This is a genomic window from Ruania suaedae, from assembly GCF_021049265.1.
Classification (GTDB): Bacteria; Actinomycetota; Actinomycetes; order Actinomycetales; family Beutenbergiaceae; genus Ruania; species Ruania suaedae.
Map to the genome: position 1 here is coordinate 1,771,997 of NZ_CP088018.1, position 19,690 is coordinate 1,791,686.

At 72.7% G+C, this 19,690-nt stretch carries 17 protein-coding genes; all 17 read right to left on the reverse strand.

Annotated elements, in window-relative coordinates:
- Positions 1–5 precede the first annotated feature (5 nt).
- Positions 6–677 (reverse strand): ribulose-phosphate 3-epimerase, encoded by a 672-nt coding sequence (rpe, locus tag LQF12_RS08240; protein ID WP_231055472.1) that lies wholly within the window; start codon positions 675–677, stop codon positions 6–8.
- A 23-nt stretch (positions 678–700) separates the two neighbouring features.
- A complete protein-coding gene (locus tag LQF12_RS08245) occupies positions 701–2,161 on the reverse strand; it encodes an RsmB/NOP family class I SAM-dependent RNA methyltransferase (RefSeq protein WP_231055473.1) in 1,461 nt (486 codons plus the stop codon).
- Positions 2,158–3,105: a methionyl-tRNA formyltransferase gene (gene fmt, locus LQF12_RS08250; RefSeq protein WP_231055474.1), complete on the reverse strand. Its 948-nt coding sequence runs from the start codon at positions 3,103–3,105 to the stop codon at positions 2,158–2,160. The genes LQF12_RS08245 and fmt overlap by 4 nt, the downstream gene beginning before the upstream one ends.
- A gap of 10 nt (positions 3,106–3,115) precedes the next feature.
- The gene (locus LQF12_RS08255) at positions 3,116–4,690 is read right to left on the reverse strand and encodes an HNH endonuclease (protein WP_231055475.1); all 1,575 of its coding nucleotides are present in this window, start codon (positions 4,688–4,690) and stop codon (positions 3,116–3,118) included.
- An 86-nt stretch (positions 4,691–4,776) separates the two neighbouring features.
- Complete coding sequence (locus LQF12_RS08260) at positions 4,777–5,385, reverse strand: HAD-IA family hydrolase (RefSeq protein ID WP_231055476.1); 609 nt, start codon at positions 5,383–5,385, stop codon at positions 4,777–4,779.
- Between the two features lie 9 nt (positions 5,386–5,394).
- On the reverse strand, positions 5,395–7,536 hold the full coding sequence (locus LQF12_RS16415) for a primosomal protein N' (RefSeq protein WP_290370750.1): 2,142 nt from the start codon (positions 7,534–7,536) through the stop codon (positions 5,395–5,397).
- A 39-nt stretch (positions 7,537–7,575) separates the two neighbouring features.
- Positions 7,576–8,796: a methionine adenosyltransferase gene (metK, locus tag LQF12_RS08270; RefSeq protein WP_231052472.1), complete on the reverse strand. Its 1,221-nt coding sequence runs from the start codon at positions 8,794–8,796 to the stop codon at positions 7,576–7,578.
- Positions 8,797–8,850: 54 nt separating this feature from the next.
- Positions 8,851–10,062 (reverse strand): bifunctional phosphopantothenoylcysteine decarboxylase/phosphopantothenate--cysteine ligase CoaBC, encoded by a 1,212-nt coding sequence (coaBC, locus tag LQF12_RS08275; RefSeq protein WP_231052473.1) that lies wholly within the window; start codon positions 10,060–10,062, stop codon positions 8,851–8,853.
- An 8-nt stretch (positions 10,063–10,070) separates the two neighbouring features.
- A complete protein-coding gene (gene rpoZ / locus LQF12_RS08280) occupies positions 10,071–10,334 on the reverse strand; it encodes a DNA-directed RNA polymerase subunit omega (protein ID WP_231052474.1) in 264 nt (87 codons plus the stop codon).
- A gap of 76 nt (positions 10,335–10,410) precedes the next feature.
- The gene (gene gmk, locus LQF12_RS08285) at positions 10,411–11,004 is read right to left on the reverse strand and encodes a guanylate kinase (protein ID WP_231052475.1); all 594 of its coding nucleotides are present in this window, start codon (positions 11,002–11,004) and stop codon (positions 10,411–10,413) included.
- Positions 10,997–11,308 (reverse strand): integration host factor, actinobacterial type, encoded by a 312-nt coding sequence (gene mihF / locus LQF12_RS08290; protein ID WP_231052476.1) that lies wholly within the window; start codon positions 11,306–11,308, stop codon positions 10,997–10,999. The genes gmk and mihF overlap by 8 nt, the downstream gene beginning before the upstream one ends.
- A gap of 68 nt (positions 11,309–11,376) precedes the next feature.
- Complete coding sequence (gene pyrF / locus LQF12_RS08295) at positions 11,377–12,261, reverse strand: orotidine-5'-phosphate decarboxylase (RefSeq protein ID WP_290370669.1); 885 nt, start codon at positions 12,259–12,261, stop codon at positions 11,377–11,379.
- Complete coding sequence (carB, locus tag LQF12_RS08300; protein ID WP_231052477.1) at positions 12,258–15,599, reverse strand: carbamoyl-phosphate synthase large subunit; 3,342 nt, start codon at positions 15,597–15,599, stop codon at positions 12,258–12,260. The genes pyrF and carB overlap by 4 nt, the downstream gene beginning before the upstream one ends.
- Entirely contained in the window at positions 15,599–16,819 is a 1,221-nt protein-coding gene (gene carA, locus LQF12_RS08305; RefSeq protein WP_231052478.1) for a glutamine-hydrolyzing carbamoyl-phosphate synthase small subunit, read from the reverse strand. Before carA ends, carB begins: the two co-directional genes overlap by 1 nt.
- Positions 16,816–18,132, reverse strand: a complete 1,317-nt coding sequence (locus LQF12_RS08310) for a dihydroorotase (RefSeq protein WP_231052479.1) — start codon at positions 18,130–18,132, stop codon at positions 16,816–16,818. Before LQF12_RS08310 ends, carA begins: the two co-directional genes overlap by 4 nt.
- Entirely contained in the window at positions 18,129–19,094 is a 966-nt protein-coding gene (locus tag LQF12_RS08315; protein ID WP_231052480.1) for an aspartate carbamoyltransferase catalytic subunit, read from the reverse strand. The genes LQF12_RS08310 and LQF12_RS08315 overlap by 4 nt, the downstream gene beginning before the upstream one ends.
- Positions 19,091–19,642 carry a bifunctional pyr operon transcriptional regulator/uracil phosphoribosyltransferase PyrR gene (gene pyrR / locus LQF12_RS08320; RefSeq protein ID WP_231052481.1) on the reverse strand — a complete coding sequence of 184 codons (552 nt, stop codon included), beginning with the start codon at positions 19,640–19,642 and terminating at the stop codon, positions 19,091–19,093. Before pyrR ends, LQF12_RS08315 begins: the two co-directional genes overlap by 4 nt.
- Positions 19,643–19,690: the final 48 nt, after the last annotated feature.

Consider the following 19,690-nt stretch of genomic DNA (forward strand, 5'->3'; position numbering starts at 1 on the left):
GACGTTCAGGGGCGGAACGCTGCCGTGGCGGCCTCGCGCAGCGCCGCGATCTCCTCGACGGGGTCCTCGGCGGAGTAGACGGCCGAGCCGGCCACGAAGATGTTCGCCCCGGCCTCGGCGGCCGCACCGATGGTCTCGCGCGAGACTCCGCCGTCGACCTGGATCCATACGTCGGCTCCTGAGCGGGTGATCGCGTCACGGGTGCGGCGGATCTTCGGCAGCGTGCCGGTGATGAAGGACTGCCCGCCGAATCCGGGCTCGACGGTCATCACCAGCACCATGTCGAACTCGGGCAGCAGGTCGAGATAGCTCTCGATGCCGGTGGCCGGCCGTAGCGCCAGACCCGCCCGGGCGCCCTGGGCACGCAGCTCGCGAGCGAGGCGTACCGGCGCGGTCGCGGCCTCGGCGTGGAAGGTCACCGACGCCGCGCCCGCCTCGGCGAAGGCGGGGGCCCAGGTGTCGGGGGCGTCGATCATCAGGTGCACGTCTGCGGGAACATCGGTGGTGGCCAGCACACGCTCCACCACCGGTAGCCCGAAGGTCATGTTCGGTACGAAATGGTTGTCCATCACGTCCAGGTGCACGTAGTCGGCGCTGGAGATGCGGCCGATCTCGCGGGTGAGGTCGGCCAGGTCCGCGTTGAGCACGCTGGGTGAGATCAGGATGGGAACGTCCATGTCCGCCAGCGTATCGCCGGGCGTCATCGGCGGATGAGCGCGAGGAACATCGCATCGGTGCCGTGGCGGTGGGGCCACAGCTGTAGATAGTGGCCCTGCTGGCCGGGAACGGGGGCGCCGACGAGTTGCTCGGTGATCGCGACCGCGTCGAGGACCTCGGCGTGCTCGGCGCGCTTGAGCACGTCCGTCACCACCGTCTGGGTCTCGGCCAGGTGCGGTGAGCACGTGACATAGGCCACCACTCCCCCGGGCCGGGTCGCGGCGAGCGCGGAGGTCAGCAGTTCGCGCTGCAGGGGGCCCAGCGTGGCCAGGTCGGAGAGGCTCCGGCGCCACCGTGACTCCGGTCGGCGCCGCAGCGCGCCTAGCCCGGTGCAGGGGGCATCCACGAGGACCCGGTCGAAGCCGCCGGGGTGCTCCTCGCCCAGCTCGCGCCCGTCCCCGGTACGCACGCTCAGTCCGGGAAGGACCCGGCGGACCGCCGTCATGGACTGTTCGACCAGGCGGGCCCGGTGGGCCGAGATCTCGTTGGCGAGCAGCTCGCCGTCGGGGGCGCGTTCGGCGAGCAGGGCGCCCAGCAGGGCGGCCTTGCCACCGGGGCCGGCGCACAGGTCGAGCCAGCGGGAGTCCTCTCCTTCGACGGGCGCGGCGGCGGCCACGAGGGTCACCAGCTGGCTGCCCTCGTCCTGGACCCCGATCCGGGACTCACGCACCGCCGTCAGTGCGCCCGGGTCCCCGTGCTCGAGGGAGCGCGCGGTCGGCGCCCAGCGGGTCGGCCGGGTCTCGGGGGCGTCGGCATCGGTGGCCAGCCCGGGCCGCAGCACCAGGGTGACGGCCGGTGCGGTGTTGTCGGCCTCGAGCAACGCGGGTAGGTCCGTGGCGCCGTCGGGGGTGGCGGACAGACTCTGCCGCAACGACCGGACGATCCAGGCGGGGTGGGAGGTCGTGAGGGCCAGGCGGGCCGTCTCGTCGGGCTGCTCGGCGGCGATGATGTCCAGCCACTGCGCGAGCGGACGTTCGGCGATCCGCCGCAGGATCGCGTTGACGAACTGTGCTGATCCGGCGCCGACGGTCGCGCGGGCCAGGCCGACGGTGGCCGAGACGGCCGCGTGGTCGGGCACCCGCATGGCGAGCAGCTGGTGGGCGCCGAGCCGGAGGACGTCGAGCACGGGCGGGTCGAGCCGGTCGAGCGGGCGGTCGACGACCGTGTCGATGATCGCGTCGTAGCGGCCGCGGTAGCGCAGCGTGCCGTAGGTCAGCTCGGTGGCGAAACCGGCGTCGCGGCCGGTGATGTGACGCTCGCGCAGCATCGGGGGCAGCGTGAGGTTGGCGTAGGCGTCGGAGTCCTCGACGATGCGCAGCGTGTCGTAGGAGGCCCGGCGGGCCGGATCGGCGGTCTTGGCGCGATCCTGGGGCCTGCGCTCGGTCCGCGCCCGGGAGCCGTTCGGCCGGCCGGTGCTGGGTCGGCCGCGGCGGTCCTCGCTCATCGCGCCTCCTCCGACTCGAACGCGTCGTCCTCGCCGAGTCTGGCACCGCGCGCCCAGTCGGCGGCTGACATCCAGGACTTGCCGGGCGGGGCGATCCGGTCGAGCCGCACGGGAGAGGTCCCGGTCCCGACGAGGAGGCCGTCGGAGGTGACGGACAGCTGCCCCGGCGCCAGCCCGGGGGTGCCGGTGTCATCGATGGGCCGGACAGGCCCGAGCTTGACCCGCTGGCCGGCTCGGGTGGTCCAGGCACCGGGGGCGGGCGTGCAGCCGCGGATCTGGCGGTCAATGGCGATCGCGGGGCGGCGCCAGTCGACCCGGGCGTGGTCCGCGGTCAGGCGTGGGGCGAGGCTGACGCCCTCGTCGGGCTGGGGCTGCGGGGAGGCCGTGCCGTCGGCGAGGGCGTCGAGGGAGGAGACCAGCAAGGCCGGTCCGGCCTCGGCGAGCCGGTCGAGCAGGTCGCCGCTGGTGTCCCAGGGCCGGACCGTCTCGGTCATCGTGCCGATCACCGGGCCCGTGTCCAGCCCGGCCTCGATCCGGAACGTGGAGGCACCGGTCACGTCGTCACCGGCCATGATCGAGTGCTGGACGGGTGCGGCGCCGCGCCAGGCCGGCAACAGCGAGAAGTGGAGGTTGATCCAGCCGTGCGGGGGCAGGGAGAGTGCCGGTTCGCGCAGGAGCGCCCCGTAGGCCACGACGGCGCAGACCTCCGGTGCGAGTGCGCGGAGCTGCTCGACGGTCTCCGGTTCATGCGGCCGGTCGGAGGTGATGACGGGCAGGCCGGCCTCCTCTGCCGCCTCGTGTACCGGGCTCGGCGTCAGGACGCGCTTGCGGCCCGCGGGGGCGGGCGGCCGGGTCAGGACGGCGACGACCTCGTGGCTCGAGGCCAGGATCGCGTGCAGGGAGGGCACGGCGACGGCGGGCGTGCCCGCGAACACAACACGCATGCCTCGCAGTCTAGGTCCGCGGCGTGCCCTGCACGTGCCGGTGTCCCCGTCGGCGGTGGTGGTCGGCGGGGTCCGGGGCGGGGTGATCAGAAGGGTGGCGGGTCGGTGCTACCGGTGCTGCCGGGACCGCGTGCTGCTGGTGGCTGCCCGCGGGGAGGACGGACGGCATCGCCTTGGCGGCGGTGCGCATCGAGTCCAAGGCTCGTTGGCGCACCCGTGCGGTCGAAGTCGCTGCGGTCCCCGGTGAGCCGGGCAGGTCGAAGGTGCCGGCGGGGGTGACCAGATAGGCCGCGCCGTCGGGACTGGCCCAGTGGTAAGTGCCGGGGGTGATCACCTGGTAGGTCCAGCCCGCGTGCGTCTTCGCGCGATGGTGGCGCCGGCACAGGGCTGCCAGGTTGGTCGAGGTGGTGGGCCCGCCGTCCTCGTGGGGGTCGATGTGGTCCAGGTCGCCGGCCCGAGCGCTGCGGTGGCAGAACGGGAACCGGCACGTGCCATCGCGCAGGATGACCTGCTCACGCAGCCTGGGGCTGGCTTCATAGGTGGTGGCCGCGTAGTCGGTGTTGAGGTCGATCACCGGCCGCACCAGGACCCGACCGGCGGTGGCGCACCAGGTGCGGACCTGCTCAGCGGTGATCGGGGAGCGGGTGTTCTCACACCGCCCCACCCCAGACCCGTCGTGGGTGAGGTCGCCGGCGGCCAGGTGCAGATACAGCAACACCGTGCGCCCGTTGGGGTCGCCGGAGTCACTGGCACGGTCATCGTCGCCGGTGGCCCGGGCCAGGGAGGTGTGGCCGCGGGCGAGGTCGCCGAGGGCGACCGAGCGGCGCACGTCCTCACTGGCACCGGGCATGAGGGCCGTCAACGCGGCCGCGCGGGCGGAGATGGCTGCTTCCAGGTCCAGTGCGTCGGCGAGGTCGAGGCCGCCGCCGAAGGTGATGACCGCACCCGCGCTGGGATCGGTCGCGGTCGCCACCTGATCGAGGTCGATGTCGACGCGTCGCCCCTCCAACGCCGCCTCGCGGTCCTTCTCGGCCTGGTCGGGGTCGAACCTCGCCACCGCCGCAGCCACGGTGCGTTCGATCTGAGCCACCGAGCACGTCCCGATCGTCCAGGCGACCTGGGCATCGACCCAGGCGGCACCAGCGGCGGGGAGCTTCTTGCTCAACCGGGCCACCGTCCTGGCCCGATGGACACTGACCTGCCCGGCCCTGACCCGGGACCACAGCACCGGCAGGCGGTAGGCCAGCTCGACCACCGCACCGACGTAGTTCATGGCGGCTTCGTTGGACTGTCCCAGTGCTGCGGCCAGGCGGGTGAAACCGAGATCGGCCACCCACGGGGCACCCTCCCCAGCCAGCCGCATCGGCTGCTCGGTCCCCGGCACCCCGACATGAACGTCGGGGTCGAAGACCGCGTCCTGGGTCGTCTCCTCCGGGTCCACGACCGACTCACGCACCCACGCCAGCACCAACTCCGCGCGCTCGACCTCCACCGCCCGAGCCGCCACCCCATTGGCCCTCACGGCAGCCAGCACCTCTCGCTCGGCCGGAGCCGAGAAGGAGGAAGCGGTGGCTGTCGAGGTCATGAAAGAAGCCTCCCACCGACCACCGACACTGACCCATCACCCCAGGTCAGAGCAGGTTCGAGCATCAGAGCAGGATCAGTCCATGCTCAGAGCGCACCCCACTCGCGCAGCGTCCGGCGCCAGGCATCGGCACCGGCGAACACCTCGGCGTGGATTCCCGCCTCGCGCGCCGCTTCGACGTTCGGTGGTGAGTCGTCCACGAACGCCGTCTCGGAGGCCTCCAGATCGAACCGGTCCAGCAACAGCCGGTAGATCGCCGGGTCCGGCTTGGCCACCCCGACCTCACCCGAGACCACCACGCCTTCCATGAGCGCGATCGCCGGTGCCGCCGCAGGCGCGTGCTGGATGGTCTCCGCGGACCAGTTCGTCAAGCCGAGGGTGCGCACGTCCGCCCGCTGCAGGTCCAGCACCAGCTCCTCCATGCCGTCCACGGGCGCGACGAGCGACCGGGGAAAGTCCCGCAGGTACCGATCGACGAGCTCGACCCGCTCCCCCAGCGCCGCCTCGTGTTCGCCGCGCACGTCCGCCCACCGGGCTCCCGCGTCCAGGCGGCGGTTGATCGCGAAGAAGTCGGCCTCGTGCAACATCGCACGAGCGTCCTCGGAGGACATCTCCTCCTCCCAAACCCGGGTCGGGTCCCAGTGCACCAGCACCTGCCCGAAGTCGAAGACCACCGTGCGGATCATGCGCGTCATCCCTTCTCCTCACACCACGCGGTCGGGATCGACCCGCACGCGCAGCGTTCCCGGTTCCTTCTTGGCGCTGCGGATCGCGACCGCCTCGGCCAGCGCCCGGCCCAGCTCGTCACGCTGCTCCCGCGGGCACCGCACCAGCAGCCGGACCCACGGTTCGCCGTCGGGCCCGGTCTCCTCCACCGGCACCGGCCCCAGCGTGACAGCGCCCTCCGGCAACCGCACCCGCGAGCCGAAGAGCCGGATCGCCGTCGCATCGCCGGTCACTGCGGCCCACTGCGTGATCGGCGGGAACTCGAGCTCGCCGCGCTCGTCCAGCTCGCGTTGCGCGTGGCCGACCGGGTCCCAGCGCACGAGCGCCTGCACGGGCACCGGTGCCCCCTGTCCGAGCAGCATCACCTCCGCGTCCGGGCGGACCAACGCCGCCGCACGCAGCCATCGCCGCAGCGCCTCCACGGCCGCGCCCAGCTCCGGGCGTCCGGTCAGCACCGCGGCATCGAGCAGGAGCCCGGCGCGGTACCCACCCTCCGCCTCCGGCTCGGCGCCCGGCGTCGCCACCACCAGCCGCGCGCGTGCGTCCACCTGCGCGGTCACCCCGGAGTCCCGGTCGGAGACGAGCACAGGAGTGCCGGGAAAGGCCCGGCCGAGCTCCTCCGCGGTCCGGTCCGAGCCCACGCGCGCGGCTCGCACCCGCGTGCCCTCGCACACCTCACACTGCCAGCGCGTCTGCCACCGGCCACACCACCGGCACCGGGGGGTGGCATCGGGCCGGTCCAGCGCGAGCGGGCCGTGACACTCGCCACAGCGTGCCGGGGTGCGGCACGTCTGGCACGCGACCACCGGCAGGTATCCCGACCGCGGCACCTGGACCAGCACAGGCCCCTCCGCCAGTCCGCGGCGGACCAGCCGCACCGCCGCACCGGGGACCCGGGCGCGCCCCGCCGCGCCCTCGCGCGCCAGGTCGACGTCACTCGGTGCACTCACTCTCGGCGTCCCGGCGCGCACCGTCGCCCGGCTCGCCTGCACCGATCGCGCCCACCCCTCGGTCACCAGCATCTCGGCGTGCGGTGTCCGCCCGAACCCGCCGATCAGCGCCGCCGCGGACTCCTGCTCGGCCCGCAGGCAGAGGACATCACGCAGATGCGGATACGGCGCGCGCTGCTCGGCGTGGAGATCGTCACCGTCGTCCCAGCACACCACCAACCCGAGGTCCTGCACCGGCGCGAAGGCGGCCGACCGGGTACCGATCACCACCGCCGCCTGCCCGGTCAGAGCGAGGAGGAAGCGCCGGTAGCGCGCGGAGGCACCCTGATCGGCCGTCAGCACCACGTGCTCGACACCCGCCGTGGTCAGGGCTTGTCCGAGGCTCGCCACATCCCGCTGATCGGGTAGGCACACCAGCGCTCCCCGGCCGCCGGCACGTGCGGCCTGGACCGCCCCGGTCACCGCCTGCGCCCAGTGCGGTGCCGCCTCCGTCGCCTCGGACGCCTCCTCCACGCCTGCCGCCCACGGCAGGGCGCACCAGACCGCCCGCGGCGACTGCCCCGCGGCTACCCGACGCAGGAACGCCTCTCCCCCGCTGTAGGGCTGCCACGACCGCACGGCCGAGCCGGGCAACGGTTCCGCCAGCGATTGCGGGTCCGGGAGCACGCCGGCAGTCTCCGCCGCCGGACCGCCGGCATCCGCGGCCCACGGGATCCGCGTGTCGGTGGCCTCGGGCAGGGCCTCCAGCACCGATCGTTCGGCCGTGGCGTGGCGGGGCGGCAGCGCCAGGCGCAGCACGTCCGTCGTCGTGCCGGCGTACCGGCGTGCCACCGACCGCGCCAGCCGGAGGATCTGCGGGGTCAGCACCGCCACGGCTGAGGGCACCTTGCGCAGCGGTGACAGCGATCCGGCATGCTCGGAGCCGCGCGTCCGCCCGACGACATAGCCGTCCCGTTCCTGTCCGGCGAAACGCACCTTCACCCGCACGCCCGGGTGGACCTCGCCGTCCAGCTCGGGTGGGACGGCGTAGTCGAAGGTGCGGTCCAGGTGCGGAAGTGGGACGTCCACGAGTACCTGCGCCACGCCGGCGTGGGTCACAGGGCGCGCGGGCGTGACCGAGGCCGGATCGAGGAGACTGGGCTGGCGGGAGTCCACGGCATCAGATCCCATCACGGGCCGGTGACATCTCGCACCAGCGCGCCCCCGGCCTCAGGAGACCGCGGCGCGGAGGGCGTCGACGCGGTCGGTGCGCTCCCAGGTGAACTCCGGCAGCTCGCGTCCGAAGTGACCGTAGGTCGAGGTCAGGGCGTAGATCGGGCGCAGCAGGTCGAGGGCGTCGATGATCGCCGCCGGCCGCAGGTCGAACACCTGCGAGATCGCGGCGGTGATCTGCTCGACCGGCACGGTCTCGGTGCCGAAGGTCTCCACGTAGACCGCGATCGGGTGCGCCCGGCCGATGGCGTAGGAGACCTGGACCTCGCAGCGCCGCGCCAGCCCGGCGGCCACCACGTTCTTGGCCACCCACCTCATGGCATAGCTCGCCGAACGATCGACCTTCGAGGGGTCCTTGCCGCTGAAGGCGCCGCCGCCGTGGCGCGACATCCCGCCGTAGGTATCGACGATGATCTTGCGTCCGGTGAGGCCGGCGTCCCCCATCGGCCCGCCGACCACGAAGGTCCCGGTCGGGTTGACGAGCAGGTCGTAGCTGCTGACGTCGATGTCGAGGTCCGCGGCGATGCGCGCCAGCTCGTGCTCGACCACGTGCTCGCGGACCGCCGGCTCGAGGTCCTCGTCCAGACGCACCTGGGCCTCGTGCTGGGTGGAGACCACGACGGTACGCACGGCCACCGGGCGGTCACCGTCGTAGGCGATGGTGACCTGGGTCTTGCCGTCGGGCCGCAGGCCCGGCACGATGCCGCTCTTGCGTACGTGCGTCAGCCTCGCGCTCAGCCGGTGCGCCAGCAGGATCGGCAGGGGCATCAGCTCGGGTGTCTCGTCGGTGGCATAGCCGAACATGAGCCCCTGGTCACCGGCGCCCTGCTCGTCGAACCGGGAATCGAAGCCGGACTCCGCCGAGGCGGCTGAGGTGCGCAGCTCCAGCGACTTGTCCACACCGGCGGCGATGTCCGGGGACTGCTGCCCGATCGAGAGGGAGATCCCGCAGGAGTGACCGTCGAAGCCGATGTCGGAGGAGGTGTAGCCGATCGCGTTGACCACGCTACGCACCAGCCGCGGGATCTCCACATAGCTCTCGGTGGTGACCTCACCGGCCACGTGCACCAGGCCGGTGGTCACCAGCGTCTCGACGGCCACCCGGGACGCCGGGTCGGCCTCGAGCATCGCGTCGAGGATCGAGTCGGAGATGCGGTCCGCGACCTTGTCGGGGTGTCCTTCGGTCACGGACTCGGAGGTGAAGAGGCGGAGGGTCACCCCGAGAGCCTACCGGCGCGTGCGGGGGCCGGCCGTCGCCGTCACCGGCCCCGATCAGTGGGTGAGAAGCCTCACGACGGCGTCCCACACCACGCGGGCGACGTCGTCCTTGCTTCCGGCCCCCTCGCCCAGGTCCTCACCCGCGGCGTCCAGCAGGTGCACGGCGTTCGGCACATCGCCGAAACCGAGCGCGGTGCCCACGGCGTTGACGGCCAGCAGATCCGCCCCCTTGCGGCGCGCCTTGGCGCGACCGTGGTCGAGCACCGAACCGTCCGCATCGCCGGTCTCCGCCGCGAACCCGGCGACGACCTGCCCCGGGCGCCGCTCGGCGACGAGACCCGCGAGGATGTCGGGGTTCTGGACGAGCTCGAGCGGTTCGACGCTGCCGTCCGGGTTCTTCTTCGTCTTGTCCGCGCGGGCGCCGGCCGGGCGGAAGTCGGCCACGGCGGCGGCCATGATGAGCACGTCGGCATCATCGGCGGCCGCCTGCATGGCCGCCTGCAGGTCCGCCGTGGTCTCCACCGGGGTGACGGCCACGGAGCCCGGCAGGCCCGACAGCACCGCAGCCTCCACGTTGGCGGCGACCAGCTCGACCTCGGCACCACGCTCGGCCGCGTTCCGCGCCAGCGCCACGCCCTGGCGGCCGCTGGAGCGGTTGCCGAGGAAGCGCACAGGGTCGAGCGGCTCGCGCGTGCCGCCGGCGCTGATGACGACGCGACGGCCGGCCAGATCCTCAGGCGTGCCCGCGAGCAGCCGGTGCGCGGCGGCCACGATGTCCTCCGGCTCGGGCATCCGCCCGGGGCCTGAGTCCGCGCCGGTGAGGCGGCCCACGGCCGGGTCGAGCACGTGGACACCGCGTTCGCGCAGCGTCGCCACGTTGGCGCGGGTGGCCGGATGCTGCCACATCTCGGTGTGCATGGCCGGCGCGAGCAGCACCGGGCACGTGACGGTGAGCAGGGTGGCCGTGAGCAGGTCGTCGGCGATCCCGGCCGCGGCGCGCGCCAGCAGGTCCGCCGTGGCCGGTGCGACGACGACGAGCTCGGCCTCGCGACCGAGGCGCACGTGGTCCACCGACTCCGCGCCGTCGAAGACCGAGGTGGTCACCGGCTGCCCGCTCAGCGCTTCCCAGGTGGCCGTGCCCACGAAGTCGAGCGCCGCCCGGGTCGGAATGACCCGGACGGCGTGACCGTCCTCCCGCAACGAGCGCAGGACGGAGGGCACCTTGTAGGCGGCGATCCCCCCGCTCACGCCGAGCAGGATGCGCATGGTGAGACTCAGCCCTCGGTCTTCTCGGCCGTGAGCAGGCCCTCGTTGATCTCGCGCATCGCGATCGAGAGCGGCTTCTCCTGCGGCTTGGTCTCGACCAGGGGCCCGACGTACTCGAGCAGGCCCTCGTTGAGCTGGGCGTAGTAGGCGTTGATCTGCCGGGCGCGCTTCGCCGAGTAGATCACCAGCGCGTACTTGGAGTCCGCGGCCTCGAGCAGGTCGTCGATGGGCGGGTCGGTGATGCCTTCGGGAGCAGCAACAATTCCAGTCATGGTGGATCCCTCGCATTAGTCGGTGCGTGGCAGCGGGAGCGTCCAAGCATGCCTGGCCCGCCACCAGCGGTCCATGCTACCTGCTCGGCGTGCCGAGCTGGTCGACGCCCATCAGCGAGACGAGCTCGTCGGTCGCGCGGGTGACGTCGTCGTTGATGATCGTGCGGTCGAACTCCGCTGCCGCGGCCATCTCCACCTGGGCCGTCGCCAGGCGCCGCTCCCGCTCCTCGGCGTCCTCGGTCCCGCGGCCCTCCAGCCGCCGCACCAGCTCCTCCCAGCTCGGCGGGGCGAGGAAGACGAACTGTGCCTCGGGCATCGTCTGGCGGACCTGGCGTGCGCCTTGCAGATCGATCTCGAGCAGGGCCGGGCGGCCGGCGGCGAGGCGTTCCTCGACGGGCCCGCGCGGCGTGCCGTAGGAGTTGCGCCCGTGCACGACCGCCCACTCCAGGAACTCGCCGGAGGCGACCATGCCGGCGAAGTCGTCGGGGTCGAGGAAGTGGTAGTGGACGCCGTCGACCTCACCGGGCCGGGGGCGGCGGGTGGTCGCGGAGACCGACAGCCACACGTGCGGGTAGCGGGCGCGCACGTCAGCCGAGACGGTCCCCTTCCCCACGGCCGTGGGGCCGGCCAGGACGGTCAGACGGGCGCGATCGATCGGCCGCTCAGCCAAACCGCTCGACCAGCTTGGCGATCTGCTGCGGACCCAGCCCGCGCACACGGCGCGACTCCGAGATCCCCACCTCGGTCATCACGGTGCGCGCGGTCACCTTCCCGACCCCGGGCAGCGACTCGAGCAACGCGAGCACCTTCAGCTTGCCGACGGCGTCGTTGCGCTGGCCCTCGGCGATCACCTCGGAGAGCTTGCCACCGGAGTACTTGAGGCGATTCTTGACCTCGGCGCGCGTCACACGCGCCTGGGCTGCCTTCTCGAGCGCCTTCGCGCGCTGCTCGGGCGTGAGTGGGGGAAGAGCCACGGGTCACCTCGCCGGTCGTGGACGGAAAAGACGTATGCCTGGCAACGTAGCGAGCCGGTCGGTGCAAATCAATCGGGGGCACCTGCCGAGGGGGTGCGCAGCGAGCGCAGGTCCTCCTGTGCTGCGGCGGCCGCGGCGGCGAGGGCAGCCGGATCGGGCCCGGCCCGCAGGACGTCCCGGGAGCTGGAGGGCAGCACCGCCCGCTCGGCGCCGGCGAAGACCTCGCGCACCTGGTGCACCCCGGCACCCTGGGCGCCCAGGCCCGGTGCCAGCAGCGGGCCGCCCACGGCGGCCAGGTCCAGGCCGAGGCGGCGAGGGGCCGCACCCACCGTGGCGCCGACCACCAGGCCCACACTGCCCAGCGGCTCCCCCGCCGCCAGTTCCGCGGCATTGCGTCGCTGGGCCTCCACGGCGATCCGCGCGGCCACGCTGAGGCCGTCCTCCGCGCGCGCGTGCTGGACCTGCGCGCCCTCGGGGTTGGAGGTCAGCGCGAGCACGAACACACCGCGCCCGGTGCCGTGCGCCTGCTCCAGGACCGGCTCGAGCGAGCCGAACCCGAGGTAGGCCGAGACGGTGACGGCGTCCCCTGCCAGTGCCGAACCCTCCCCTACGTAGGCGCTCGCGTAGCCGGCCATGGTGCTGCCGATGTCGCCGCGCTTGGCGTCGACGATGCACAGCAGCCCCGCGTCCCGGCAGGCGGCCACCGTCTCCTCCAGCGCCGCGATCCCGGCGCTGCCGAACCGTTCGTAGAAGGCCACCTGCGGCTTGACGACGCCCACCACGCCGCGCAAGGCCGCCACCGCGCCGAGCGCGAACTCCCGTACGCCCCCGGCGCTGACGGGCAGGCCCCACGCCCGCAGCAGCGCCTCGTGCGGGTCGATGCCCACGCACAGCGGTCCGTAGCGGTCCATCGCCGCGGTCAGACGGCGGCCGAACGGCGCCGGCGTGCTCACGCGCCAGCCCCCACCACGGTGGCCTCGGCGGCGCGCAGTCGCTCGGCGCGGTCGCCGTCGTGGGCCTGCAGGGACTTCACCGCGAACGGGCCCCTCCGGATCGCCTCGATCGCCTGCACGGCTGCCGTGAACTGCTGCATCGTGGTCACGATCGCACGGTCGGCGGCGGTCGTGGCGGCACGGATGTCGTAACCGTCCGCGCGGGCGCCCTTGCTGCCCGGGGTGTTGAGCACCATGTCCACCTGCCCGTCGGTGATGAGGTCGATGATCGTGCCCTCACCGTCCGGTCCCGGCCCCTCGGAGGCCTTGCGCACCACCTGCGCGGCGATGCCGTTGCGGCGCAGCACCGAGGCGGTCCCGGCGGTGGCCAGGATCCGGAAGCCGAGCTCGACCAGGCGGCTCACCGGCAGCGTCAGCGAACGCTTGTCCCGGTCCGCCACGGAGACGAAGACCGTCCCCTGCGTGGGCAGGCCCCCGAAGGCCGCCGCCTGGGACTTGGCGAAGGCCAGCGGGAAGTCGACGTCGTAGCCCATTACCTCACCGGTCGAGCGCATCTCCGGTCCGAGCACGGTGTCGACCACCTGACCGGTGGCCGTGCGGAAGCGCTTGAACGGCAGCACCGCCTCCTTCACCGCCAGCGGGGCGCCGTGGTCGGTGACCGAGGCGTCTGTGTCGGGCAGGACCCCCGAGGCGGTCAGCTCGGCGATCGACTGCCCGCTCATCAGCAGCGCCGCGGCCTTGGCCAGCGGCACGCCCGTGGCCTTGGCCACGAACGGCACCGTGCGGGAGGCGCGTGGGTTGGCCTCGAGCACGTAGAGCACGTCGGCGGTGAGGGCGAACTGGATGTTCAGCAACCCCCGCACGCCCACCCCGGCGGCGATGGCCTCGGTGGAGGTACGGATCCGGGCGATCATCGAGTCCGAGAGCGTGACCGGCGGCAGCACGCACGCGGAGTCACCGGAGTGGATGCCGGCCTCCTCGATGTGCTCCATCACCCCGCCCAGGAACAGCTGCTCACCGTCGTAGAGCGCGTCGACGTCGATCTCGATCGCCTGGTCCAGGAACCGGTCCACGAGCACCGGTGCGGGCAGCATCGCGTGCCGGTCCTCGGTCCCGGTGGCGCGGGAGACGTAGTCGACCAGCTGGGACCGGTCGTAGACGATCTCCATCCCCCGCCCGCCGAGCACGTAGGAGGGGCGCACCAGCACCGGGTAGCCGATCCGGTCGGCGATCTCCTCGGCCTCGACCAGCGTGGCGGCGGTGCCGAAGGCGGGTGCGGGCAGGCCCGCCTGCACGAGCACCTGGCCGAACTGACCTCGGTCCTCGGCGGCGTCGATCGCCGAGGGCGGTGTTCCCCAGATCGGCAGGCCGGCCTCGGCGAGGGCGTCGGCCAGACCCAGCGGGGTCTGCCCACCGAGCTGGACGATCACGCCCGCGACCGGCCCGACGGCGAGCTCGGCCTCGTAGATCTCCAGCACGTCCTCGAAGGTGAGCGGTTCGAAGTAGAGCCGGTCGGCGGTGTCGTAGTCGGTGGAGACGGTCTCCGGGTTGCAGTTGATCATGACCGTCTCGTAGGAGTCCTTCAGGGCCAGCGCCGCATGCACGCACGAGTAGTCGAACTCGATCCCCTGCCCGATGCGGTTCGGGCCCGAGCCCAGGATCAGCACGGCCGGGCGCTCGCGCGGCTGCACCTCGGTCTCGGCGTCGTAGCTGGAGTAGTGGTACGGCGTGCGCGCCGCGAACTCCGCGGCGCAGGTGTCGACCGTCTTGTACACGGGCCGGATGCGGTAGGCGTGGCGCATCTCGCGCACGGTGGCCTCGCCGAGCCCGCGCACACCGGCGATCTGCGCGTCGGAGAAACCGTGCCGCTTGGCCCCGGCGAGCACGTCCGAGGTCAGCTCCGGCGCCGCCCGCAGCTCCTCGGCCACCTCGTGCAACAGCTGCAGCTGGTCCAGGAACCAGGGGTCGATCCAGGTGGCATCGAACAGCTCGGACAGCTCCGCCCTGCCCCGGATCGCCCGCATCAGGTCCAGCATGCGGTGATCGGTGGGGGTGCGGATCGACTCCAGCAGCGCCGCCGTCTCCTCGGCGTCGGGGGCCGGGGAAGCGAAGTCGAAGCTGGAACCGGCGTAGTCGATCGAGCGCATCGCCTTCTGCAGCGCCTCGGTGAAGTTGCGTCCGAGGGCCATCGCCTCCCCGACGCTCTTCATCGTCGTGGTCAGCGTCGGGTCGGCGGCCGGGAACTTCTCGAAGGCGAAGCGCGGCACCTTGACCACCACGTAGTCGAGCGTCGGCTCGAACGAGGCGGGGGTGGTCCCGGTGATGTCGTTCGGGATCTCGTCCAGGGTGTAGCCCACCGCCAGCCGCGCGGCGATCTTCGCGATCGGGTAGCCGGTGGCCTTGGAGGCCAGCGCCGAGGAGCGCGAGACCCGCGGGTTCATCTCGATCACCACGACCCGGCCGCTGTCGGGGTGGACCGCGAACTGGATGTTGCACCCACCGGTGTCCACCCCGACCTCACGGATCACCGCGATGCCGACATCGCGCAGCTTCTGGTACTCGCGGTCGGTCAGGGTCATCGCCGGGGCCACGGTGGTGGAGTCACCGGTGTGCACGCCGACGGCGTCGACGTTCTCGATCGAGCAGACCACGACGACGTTGTCGTTGCGGTCGCGCATGAGTTCGAGCTCGTACTCCTTCCACCCGAGGATCGACTCCTCCAGCAGCACCTCGGTGGTGGGTGAGTAGTGCAGCCCGGCGCCGGCGATCTGACGCAGCTCGGCCTCGTCGTAGGCGATGCCCGAACCCAAGCCACCCATCGTGAAGGAGGGGCGCACCACCAGCGGGTAGCCGAGGTCCTCAACAGCCGCCAGCACCTCGGTCATCGAGTGGCAGATGGAGCTGCGGGCCGACTCCGCCCCGCACCGCTCGACCACGCCCTTGAACTGCTCGCGGTCCTCGGCCAGGTGGATGGCCTCGATGTTGGCGCCGATCAGCTCGACACCGTGCTCGGCGAGCACTCCGGCCTTGTCCAGCGCGATGGCGGCGTTCAGCGCGGTCTGCCCGCCCAGGGTCGGCAGCAGCGCGTCCGGCTTCTCCTGGGCGATGATGGCCGCGACGGCCTCGGGGGTGATCGGCTCGACGTAGGTGGCGTCGGCGAACTCGGGGTCGGTCATGATCGTCGCGGGGTTGGAGTTGACGAGGATGACCCGCAGCCCCTCCTCCCGCAGCACGCGGCAGGCCTGGGTGCCGGAGTAGTCGAACTCGGCGGCCTGGCCGATGACGATCGGCCCGGAGCCGATGACCAGGACGCTGGAGATGTCGGTGCGGCGGGGCATCAGGCGTGGTCCTTCGCGGTGGTGGTGAGCAGGTCGACGAAGCGGTCGAACAGGTAGGCGGCATCGTGCGGGCCGGCGGCCGCCTCGGGGTGGTACTGCACGGAGAAGGCGGGCAGGTCCAGGCACTGCAGGCCCTCCACGACGTTGTCGTTGAGGCCCACGTGGGAGACGAGCACCCGGCCGTACCGGCCCCCGTCGTAGGGGGCGGTGGTCGCCTCACCGATCGGGGCGTCGACGGCAAAGCCGTGGTTGTGCGCGGTGACCTCCACCTTGCCGGTGGTCACGTCCTGTACCGGCTGGTTGATACCGCGGTGGCCGTAGGCGAGCTTGTAGGTGCCGAAGCCGAGGGCGCGCCCGAGCAGCTGGTTGCCGAAGCAGATGCCGAAGAACGGGACCTTCGCGTCGAGCACCTGACGCAGCAGCGCCACGGCGTGCTCGGCCGCCTCCGGGTCCCCGGGGCCGTTGGAGAAGAACACGCCGTCCGGCTCCAGGGCCAGCACCTCGCGTGCGGAGGTGCTGGCGGGCAGCACATGCACCCGCAACCCGCGCTCGGCCATGCGCTGCGGCGTCATCGACTTGATGCCGAGGTCGAGGGCCGCGACGGTGCCGATGGGCTCCTGGCCGGCGAAGGCCCCCGTCGGCTCGACCACGTACGCCTCGGCGGTGGTGACGGCGTCGAAGAGGCTGGCGCCGGCCATCTCGGGCGAGGCGAGCACCTGCTCGCGCAGCTCGGACTCGGCCCGGGCGTCGACGACGTCGGGCAGGGCGTCACCGGAGAAGATCCCGGCCCGCAGCACTCCGCCCTCGCGCAGCCGGCGGGTCAGGGCCCGGGTGTCGACGTCGCTGATGGAGACCACGCCCTGGGCAGCGAGCTCGTCGGCGAGGGTGCGGCGCGAACGCCAGTTGGAGGGCCGGCGGGCGGGGTCGCGCAGCACGTAGCCGGAGACCCAGATCCGGCGCGACTCCGTGTCCTCGTCGTTGATGCCGGTGTTGCCCACGTGCGGGGCCGTCATCACCACGATCTGCTGGTGGTAGGAGGGGTCGGTGAGGGTCTCCTGGTAGCCGGTCATCCCGGTGGAGAAGACGATCTCGCCGAAGGTGGCGCCGCGCGCGCCGTAGGCGCGACCGCGGACGACGGTCCCGTCCTCGAGCACGAGCAGGGCGAGATCTGAGGGTGCGGGCACGGCGTGCTCCTCCGGCGTCGGGGTGGTCGTGGTCATCGGGTGCTCCCGTCCTGGGGCTCGCCGTCCAGCACGGTCGCCACCCCGCGGTAGAAGGTGGCCAGCACGCGCGCGGGGAGCTCGCGGGCGGCGAAGGGAGTGTTCTCGCTCGCGGTGCGCAGCGCAGCGGGGTCGACCCGCCAGCGGGCGGCAGGGTCGACGAGGGTCAGGTGGGCGGGCTCGCCGGCGGCGATCGGCCGGCCCTGATCGCTCACGCGTCCGATCCGGGCGGGGGTGGCCGACATCGTCCGGGCCACGTCGGCCCAGCCGAAGTCGCGGGCGACGTCGTTCACCATCACCTCGGTGACCACCGAGAGCGCGGTCTCCAGGCCGGTCATCCCCATCGCGGCGGCGGCGAACTCACAGTCCTTGGCCTCGCTCGGGTGCGGGGCGTGATCGGTGGCGACGATGTCGATCGTGCCGTCCTCGAGGCCCGCGCGCACGGCCTGGACGTCCTCGGCCGTGCGCAACGGCGGGTTGACCTTGAACTGCGGGTCGTAGCCGCGGATCGCCTCGTCGGTCAGCACCAGGTGGTGCGGGGTGACCTCGGCGGTGACCTGGATGCCGCGGGCCTTGGCCCAGCGCACGATGTCGACCGATCCGGCCGTGGATAGGTGGCAGATGTGGATCCGCGAGCCCACGTGCTCGGCGAGCAGCACGTCCCGGGCGATGATCGCCTCCTCGGCCACGGCGGGCCAGCCGGTCAGGCCGAGCTCGGCCGAGACCACGCCCTCGTGCATCAGGGCGCCCTCGGTCAGGCGCGGCTCCTGCGCGTGCTGGGCGACGACGCCGTCGAAGGCCTTGACGTACTCCAGCGCACGGCGCATGAGGACCGGATCGTGCACGCACATGCCGTCGTCGGAGAACATGCGCACCCGCGCCGCGGAGTCGGCCATCGCCCCCAGCTCGGCCAGCTGGGTACCGGCGAGGCCGACGGTGACGGCGCCGACGGGGCGCACCTGCGCCCAGCCGGCGTCCTGGCCGAGGCGCCAGACCTGCTCCACCACGCCCGCGGTGTCCGACACCGGGGTGGTGTTCGCCATGGCGTGCACGCAGGTGAAGCCCCCGACGGCGGCCGCCCGGGTCCCGGAGGCCACCGTCTCGGCGTCCTCGCGGCCGGGTTCGCGCAGGTGGGTGTGCAGGTCGACCAGACCGGGCAGGGCGAGGAGACCGTCGGCGTCGACGCGGCGCGTGCCGGCGTCGGCGCCGGCCGCGGCGTCGGCTCCGGTGGCGGCGATGCGTCCGCCGGCCAGCAGCAGGTCGGTGACCGACCCGTCGGGCAGGCGGGCACCGGTGATCAGGTAGTCGGTCATGCGGGCGTCCCTTCGTTGCCGGCGAGCACCAGGTAGAGCACGGCCATCCTCACGGCCACGCCGTTGGCGACCTGCTCCACCACGGTGGAGCGATCGGAGTCCGCCGCCCGGGCGGAGATCTCCAGGCCGCGGTTCATCGGCCCGGGATGCATGACGAGCGCGTGCCCGGGGAGGGCGTCGAACCGGCCGGCGTCCAGCCCGTAGCGGCGGGAGTACTCGGCCGCGGAGGGGAAGAATCCGCCGCCGGCGGCCGACATCCGCTCACGCTGGACCCGCAGCATCATGATCGCGTCTGGGGCGGTGGCCGCGATCGTCGCATCGAGGTCGTAGGAGACCTCGCACGGCCACGTGTGCACCCCCACCGGCAGCAGCGTCGGCGGGGCCACGAGGGTGACGTGGGCGCCGAGGGTGTGCAGTAGGTCGACGTTGGAGCGCGCCACCCGCGAGTGCAGCACGTCCCCGACGATGACCACCCGCCTGCCCTCCAGGCCGGTGCCCGTGCCCCCCTCGGGCATCAGGTGGCGGCGCATCGTGAAGGCGTCCAGCAGCGCCTGGGTGGGGTGCTGGTGCATGCCGTCGCCGGCGTTGACCACCGGAGCGTCGATCCAGCCCGACGTCGCGAGCCGGTGCGGGGCTCCCGAGGCGGGGTGGCGGATGACGACCGCGTCGGCGCCCATGGCCTGCAGCGTCTGGGCGGTGTCCTTCAAGGACTCCCCCTTGGAGACCGAGGAGCCCTTGGCGGCGAAGTTGATGACATCGGCCGAGAGCCGCTTGGCGGCCGCCTCGAAGGAGATCCGGGTCCGGGTGGAGTCCTCGAAGAAGAGGTTGACCACGGTCAGTCCGCGCAGCGCGGGCAGCTTCTTGATCGCCCGGGACTGGGTGGATGCCATCGTCGCGGCGGTGTCGAGGATGGTGATGGCCTCGTCGCGGCTGAGGTCGGAGGCGGAGAGCAGGTGCCTCATGAGAGCACCACCTCGTCGGCGCCGTCGAGCTCGCTCAGGTGCACGCTGACCCGTTCGGAGCGTGAGGTCGGCAGGTTCTTGCCGATGTAGTCGGCCCGGATGGGCAGCTCGCGGTGGCCGCGGTCGATCAGCACCGCGAGTTGCACGGCGCGAGGGCGGCCGAGGTCGGAAAGCGCGTCGAGCGCGGCCCGCACGGTCCGGCCGGAGTAGAGGACGTCGTCGACGAGGACGACCACCTTGTCGGTGAGACCGGCGGCGGGGATGCGGGTCGGCTCCAGCCCGCGGGTGGGCTGGCGGCGCAGGTCGTCGCGGTACATCGTCGGGTCCAGCGTGCCGACGATGTCCTCGGTGCTCAGGGAGCCCGGCTCGGCTTCGGCGATCCGCGCGCCGATCCGGGCCGCGAGCGGGGCACCGCGCGTCGGGATCCCGAGCAGCAGCACCTCCTCGGCGCCCTTGTTGCGTTCGACGATCTCGTGCGCGATACGGGTCAGTGCCCGGGAGATGTCGGTCTCGGAGAGGACCACTCGTGCTGGGGCGCCAGAAGTCACCGGCGTGTGCCTCCTTCCCCGCCTCACGGGACGGGCTTAAAGGTTTGC

Bases quoted from the DNA above. Each gene is read 5' to 3' on its own strand.
- rpe (WP_231055472.1), bottom strand. From the start codon at position 677: ATGGACGTTCCCATCCTGATCTCACCCAGCGTGCTCAACGCGGACCTG.
- LQF12_RS08245 (WP_231055473.1), bottom strand. From the start codon at position 2,161: ATGAGCGAGGACCGCCGCGGCCGACCCAGCACCGGCCGGCCGAACGGC.
- fmt (WP_231055474.1), bottom strand. From the start codon at position 3,105: ATGCGTGTTGTGTTCGCGGGCACGCCCGCCGTCGCCGTGCCCTCCCTG.
- LQF12_RS08255 (WP_231055475.1), bottom strand. From the start codon at position 4,690: ATGACCTCGACAGCCACCGCTTCCTCCTTCTCGGCTCCGGCCGAGCGA.
- LQF12_RS08260 (WP_231055476.1), bottom strand. From the start codon at position 5,385: ATGACGCGCATGATCCGCACGGTGGTCTTCGACTTCGGGCAGGTGCTG.
- LQF12_RS16415 (WP_290370750.1), bottom strand. From the start codon at position 7,536: ATGGGATCTGATGCCGTGGACTCCCGCCAGCCCAGTCTCCTCGATCCG.
- coaBC (WP_231052473.1), bottom strand. From the start codon at position 10,062: ATGCGCATCCTGCTCGGCGTGAGCGGGGGGATCGCCGCCTACAAGGTG.
- rpoZ (WP_231052474.1), bottom strand. From the start codon at position 10,334: ATGACTGGAATTGTTGCTGCTCCCGAAGGCATCACCGACCCGCCCATC.
- carB (WP_231052477.1), bottom strand. From the start codon at position 15,599: ATGCCCCGCCGCACCGACATCTCCAGCGTCCTGGTCATCGGCTCCGGG.
- carA (WP_231052478.1), bottom strand. From the start codon at position 16,819: ATGACCACGACCACCCCGACGCCGGAGGAGCACGCCGTGCCCGCACCC.
- LQF12_RS08310 (WP_231052479.1), bottom strand. From the start codon at position 18,132: ATGACCGACTACCTGATCACCGGTGCCCGCCTGCCCGACGGGTCGGTC.
- LQF12_RS08315 (WP_231052480.1), bottom strand. From the start codon at position 19,094: ATGAGGCACCTGCTCTCCGCCTCCGACCTCAGCCGCGACGAGGCCATC.